Origin of the sequence: Bacillus sp. S4, from assembly GCF_040838205.1 — a bacterium.
Lineage (GTDB): Bacteria > Bacillota > Bacilli > Bacillales > Bacillaceae_G > Bacillus_A > Bacillus_A cereus_U.
Window position 1 is genome coordinate 1 of sequence record NZ_JBFPJI010000219.1, and the last position, 5,565, is coordinate 5,565.

A 5,565-nucleotide genomic window follows, 5' to 3' on the forward strand; every position below is an offset into this window, starting at 1 on the left:
GATGAGGGTATTACTCTAATTAAAATTCGGAATTTTCTATCTAATTAACGAGAGAGAGGAATAATTGTTATGAAACATTCAAAATTAAGTAAACTGATGATGGGCATTGGAATTGTGACCATATCATGTAGTGGATTACAAGTTCAAGCAGAGACAAAAGAGAAAAGTGCTAAAAATGTATTGCAGATGGAACCGATAGGATTAAAGCAATCCCTTGACGAGTTAGCACATCCTTCGAGCGTACAAGAAAATCCGTCATTTACAAAACGGTTAAAGTTAGCAGATCTATCACAGCGTCCGCCAATGCCGAAAGAAAATGACAAACAACTCGTTGATGTAAAAAAATATTCGATGGCCGAGTTGAATCAATTAAGTAATAAACAATTAGCTGATCTTCTTGTTACCATTCAATGGAATCAAATTCCGGAATTATTTCAGTTTAATAATGATAGTCTTAGATTTTATCAAGATGATAGTCGTATGCAAGCACTCATTGATAAATTAGCAGAACAAGGACAAGCCTATACGCAAGATGATTCAAAAGGAATTGAGACATTAGTAGAAGTCATACGTTCAGGATTTTATTTAGGTTTTTATCATCAAGAATTAAGTAAACTAAGTGAACGTAGCTATCATGATAAATGTTTACCAGCTTTAAAAACGATTGCGAAGAATCCAAATTTTAAACTTGGTTCAACAGAACAAAATAAAGTTATTTCATCTTATGGAATGTTAATTGGAGGCGCATCAGCTGATGTTGAAATCATTCAATATGCATCTGAAATTTTAAAACAATATAATGATAATCTTGGAACGTTTTTAGAAGATAGAACAAAAGGCGATGCTATATACAACTTAATGAAAGAGATTGATTATGATGTTCAGTCGTATATGTATACGGGCAAAGAGCCAAAAGATACGATGTGGTATGGGAAAATCGATAGCTTTGTTAATGAGATAAGTCGTTTTGCATTAATTGGAACGGTAACAGACAAAAACGGATGGTTAATTAATAATGGTATTTACTATGCTAGTCGATTTGGTAAGCTTCATAGTACACCAACAAAAGGACAACAAGTTGCTACAGAAGCGATGCGTATTTATCCATATTTAGGCCAGCAATACTTTGTTGCGGCAGAACAAATCACTACAAATTATGGCGGAGTAGATGCAAATGGAAAAACAATCAGTTTAGATAAAATCAGAGAAGATGGCAAGCAAAAATATTTGCCGAAAACATATACATTTGATGATGGGGCAATCGTTTTTAAAGCAGGTGATAAAGTTACAGAAGAAAAAATAAAACGTTTATATTGGGCGGCAAAAGAAGTAAGAGCACAATTTTATCGTACAGTTGGTAGTGATAAACCGCTTGAAAGTGGACATGCTGATGATGTATTAACAATGGTCATTTACAATAGTCCAGATGAATATCAATTTAACCGTCAATTGTATGGATATGAAACGAATAATGGTGGCATGTATATTGAAGGAAAGGGAACATTCTTTACATATGAACGTACACCACAGCAGAGTATTTATAGTTTAGAAGAATTGTTCCGTCATGAGTTTACACACTATTTGCAGGGAAGATATGAGGTACCCGGATTATGGGGGCAAGGCGAATTATATCAAAATGAACGTTTAACTTGGTTTGAAGAGGGAAATGCAGAGTTCTTTGCTGGCTCAACGCGATTAGATAGTGTCGTACCGCGAAAAAGTATAATTGGTGGATTATCTCCTGATCCGGCTAAGCGATATACAGCAGAACAAACATTAAATGCAAAGTATGGAACGTGGGATTTTTATAATTATTCGTTTGCATTGCAATCATATATGTATAATAACCGCCCTGATATGTTTGATAAAGTACATGATTTAATTCGGGCAAATGATGTATCAGGTTACGATACTTACCGTTCCGGATTAAGTAAAGATAATAAATTAAATGAAGACTACCAGTCTTATATGCAAATGCTTGTTGATAATCGTGATAAGTATACAATTCCACAAGTATCAGATGATTATTTAGCAGAGCATGAACAGAAAGCGCTTTCAGATGTTACAGCGGATATCACAAATGAAGCAAAGTTACAAAATGTGAAGGTAACAAAGAATAAATCACAATACTTTAATACATTTACACTACAAGGAACATATACAGGAAGTGCGTCAAAAGGAGAAAATGAGGACTGGAAAGCAATGAATCAAGCAACGAATGAGATGCTTAAACAGCTTTCACAAAAAGAGTGGAGCGGATACAAAACATTGACTGCTTATTTCGTAAATTACCGAGTCAATGCCACTGGACAATTTGAATACGATGTTGTGTTTAATGGAGTGAATACTGAAACGGATACTAGTGTAGAAAAGGAGCCGAATAATTCATTCGATACAGCTAATCCACTATCTCTAAACGCGTTATTACGAGGTAACCTAAATGATCAAGATCAAGTTGATCGTTTTGCAATTGACATAAAAGAAGCGAAGGATTTACAGATTACCGTTACAAATGAGCAAAACCTTGGATTGAACTGGGTATTATATCACGAGTCAGACTTGAATAACTATGCTGCTTATGCAACAAAATATGAAGGTAATAAATTACTTGGAAATTATTATGCGAAGCCAGGGAAATATTATTTAAGTGTATATAAATATGGCGGTGGAACAGGGAATTATACAATCGAAGTAAAATAACCGGGTTCTGGTCCAGAGATAAAATAAAAGAGAATATTAAAGATGAGCTGGATGTTTATGTTGAGCCTAGGGTAAATGTAGGTATACAAAAATATTCTAAGAAATAATGAGTAAAAATAAAACACCTAATTCAAAAGTGAAGTGAACCCCGAAAACGGGACACATATCAAAACACCTAAACCATCTATTCCCTATATTCTTTAGGGGATAGGTGGTTTAATTTTCCTTGAATTCGCACACAATTGTAGTAATGAATGTATTCTAGCACAATCTTTCGCACAATTGTGTTGGATACTTTTGTTATCTTTTGTGAGTAGAAAGCTTCGCTTTTCAAATGACCAAAGAAGCTTGCCATGACGGCATTATCATGGCAATTTCCTCTCCGGGACATGCTGGTGATAATGCCGTTTTCTTTGGCATATGCTTGAAATTCCTTCGCAGTATAAATACTTCCTTGATCCGAGTGAAGGATGACGTCTTTTACCTTTCGCCTTCTCATTGCTTGTTGTAATGTCTTCATCGCTAATGTCAAAGTTTGTGATTGACTGATGACATAACTAATAATTTCACGATTAAAGGCATCCATAATCGTTGATAAATACAATGTACGCTCTCCAAATAATAGGTAAGTTACATCCGTAAACCACTTTTCATTTGGGGCTGATGATTCGAATTGACGTTCTAATCGATGAGGAGCTACGACTGGTTCAGCACCATTGATATATTTCTTTTTTTTACGACGTACTTTTGAGAGTATATGATATTGTTTCATGATCCGTAATACTTTTTTATGATTGACACACAGCCCCATTTTTCGAAGAGTGGCGGTCACTCTTCGATACCCATACCGTAATTTATGCCTCAGGCAGATCTTCTTTACTTTCTCTTCTATCTCGTCTTTAGGGCGTTCTGTTACCTGTAACCAACGATAAAATGTGGAATGTGGTAATTCTAATACTTTACACAGTTCTTGTACGGTTAATTTTGTTTTTAATTCATTCCATAGAGTAATAACGGTATGTGGGTTCAGCTCCTTTCGATTTCCAGATACTTTCCCCATACAAGTAATTTTGTTTTTAAATGTTTATTTTCTAATCGTAGCTGTTTCAATTCACTTAGCTCTTTTGGCCCTTTTCCATAAGAATATTGTTTTCCTACAGGTTGTTGAAAACGATAAGTTTGACCTGTACGATGCCATTTCATCCATGTCTTAATTTGGGAAATATTTTTAATTCCGAGTGTCTCCATAATGGTATGATTTTAATAACCATCCTTTTTCATCTCGAGTGCTTTCCACTTTATTTCTTCTGGGTAATGAACTCTTGTTTTCAAACGAAAAACACCTCCATTGAATTTGCATACTTAGTATGAGAATTCAGGAGGTGTTTTTTTCATGTACCACTATTCGGGTTCACTTCAGGGAGACCGGACGTTTTAGAGGAACTTTCATTTATGTTTGGTGAAGAAAGTGATGATTTTAAATGATTTGTCAGTAAGAATTGCACTAGAAACACTTCTATTAGCAAGAAAAAGTACTATGTTACAGTATTGGCACTTGCTTTGATGTACAAAGATGAATTAGATATGAAAGAACAAATGATGAAAGATTATTCTTAAAGTAGCAAATTCGCTGCTTTTTTATTTTGCATAGAAAAAGGAACCCATAAAGGATTCCTTTTACATCATGCCGTTCTATAATCGTTGTTTTTAAGTTTCTTTCTAATATCCCTAAACGCTAGGATCATTATTATCGTGCATATTAATTTGAGCCAGTGAAACTCTTGTTGGAACATTAGTCCAGAGAAGAATTCATAAGCGTATAACAAACCGATGATTGGGAATAGCCAAAGCATAAATTTTAAATCTCTTAAATGAAACTTGTAATTATGAATCTTTTTCCACATATGTATTCGCTCCTAGTCCGTTGAAGTTCTATAGTTTTTCTTTATGATATCTCGCATGTTTCCGATAAAGAATAGAAGGAATATTATACCTATGATGCCGCTAATCCAATAATATGTATTTCCAGTTGTGAATTTATCATAGAAGGAGTAGGAGTTCCAAATTACAAGAATTACTGAGCATATAGTAGAAATCATTAATGACCCCAAACTTCGCATGATTGACACCTCAATTCTAAAAGTTGACTTTAATATAATTATACATTTAAATAAATGGATTTACAAAAGAATTAAAAATATTTGAAGGAATTACCGCGAGGTGGTGAATATGGCTAGGCAACGAAGCCCAGATCGTGACAAAGCATTTGATATATATAAAGCTAGTAAAGGTGAGAAGAAGCTTGTTGAGATTGCAAAGAAACTTGATTTAAACAAAAGAGCAGCTAGCAAGAGCTAACTGCTTGGATGGTTTTCTAAGAGGGAAAGGAGGTATGAAATAAAACGAAAAAAGCATCCAACATGGGTGCTTTTTTTATTGAACAAAATGGACATTTGAATACGAAGGATGATGGTAGTGGCTGGGTATAGAAAGAAACCGGTTGTTATTGAAGCTTTTGGGTACGGTATAGATAATAGACCAGAGTGGTTTCTAGATAAAGTAATAATGCATACATGTGGTGAATTCGATTATTATAAAGGAAGAATTTGGATTAGCAGCACTGATGAATGGATTCAAAATGAAGGTGAAGGAAGTTTAGAACAAAAGCTCGTTTTCTTGGAGGGATTTGGAAGTTGGTTTTTAATCAAGAAGCCCACTCGTTATCCCGTAAGGAATAGGGTTTATAGCTTTAGTTATGGGAGTGTCAATATTTCAACTATCATAAACAATGAATTAAATTTTTATAGAAAAAACCAACTTGGATAAGGACAAGTTGGTTTTTTCTATAGGATACAACAAAGAAAG

General features: G+C 34.4%; 4 protein-coding genes and 2 pseudogenes. 3 read left to right on the forward strand and 3 right to left on the reverse strand.

Annotation, left to right across the window (positions count from 1 at the left end):
• Positions 1-69 precede the first annotated feature (69 nt).
• Positions 70-2,700, forward strand: a complete 2,631-nt coding sequence (locus AB3X48_RS16800) for a collagenase (RefSeq protein WP_199715318.1) — start codon at positions 70-72, stop codon at positions 2,698-2,700.
• Positions 2,701-2,884: 184 nt separating this feature from the next.
• On the opposite strand, the pseudogene AB3X48_RS16805 reads toward AB3X48_RS16800, so the two are convergent.
• The 3 genes and pseudogenes from AB3X48_RS16805 to AB3X48_RS16815 form a co-directional block, all read right to left on the reverse strand.
• A pseudogene (locus AB3X48_RS16805) lies at positions 2,885-4,032 on the reverse strand (IS3 family transposase).
• Positions 4,033-4,382: 350 nt separating this feature from the next.
• Positions 4,383-4,604, reverse strand: a complete 222-nt coding sequence (locus AB3X48_RS16810; RefSeq protein WP_016105264.1) for a hypothetical protein — start codon at positions 4,602-4,604, stop codon at positions 4,383-4,385.
• A 12-nt stretch (positions 4,605-4,616) separates the two neighbouring features.
• Positions 4,617-4,820, reverse strand: a complete 204-nt coding sequence (locus AB3X48_RS16815) for a hypothetical protein (protein WP_082187223.1) — start codon at positions 4,818-4,820, stop codon at positions 4,617-4,619.
• A gap of 109 nt (positions 4,821-4,929) precedes the next feature.
• On the opposite strand from AB3X48_RS16815, the pseudogene AB3X48_RS16820 reads away from it, so the two are divergent.
• Both AB3X48_RS16820 and AB3X48_RS16825 read left to right on the forward strand, forming a co-directional pair.
• Positions 4,930-5,031, forward strand: a pseudogene (locus AB3X48_RS16820) (phage terminase small subunit-related protein); the annotation flags it as partial.
• 144 nt (positions 5,032-5,175) lie between these two features.
• Positions 5,176-5,526 (forward strand): hypothetical protein, encoded by a 351-nt coding sequence (locus AB3X48_RS16825; protein WP_199715321.1) that lies wholly within the window; start codon positions 5,176-5,178, stop codon positions 5,524-5,526.
• Positions 5,527-5,565: the final 39 nt, after the last annotated feature.

What these genes read in the sequence shown, in the direction of transcription:
- AB3X48_RS16800 (WP_199715318.1), top strand. Translation starts at nt 70, where the DNA reads ATGAAACATTCAAAATTAAGTAAACTGATGATGGGCATTGGAATTGTG.
- AB3X48_RS16810 (WP_016105264.1), bottom strand. Translation starts at nt 4,604, where the DNA reads ATGTGGAAAAAGATTCATAATTACAAGTTTCATTTAAGAGATTTAAAA.
- AB3X48_RS16815 (WP_082187223.1), bottom strand. Translation starts at nt 4,820, where the DNA reads ATGCGAAGTTTGGGGTCATTAATGATTTCTACTATATGCTCAGTAATT.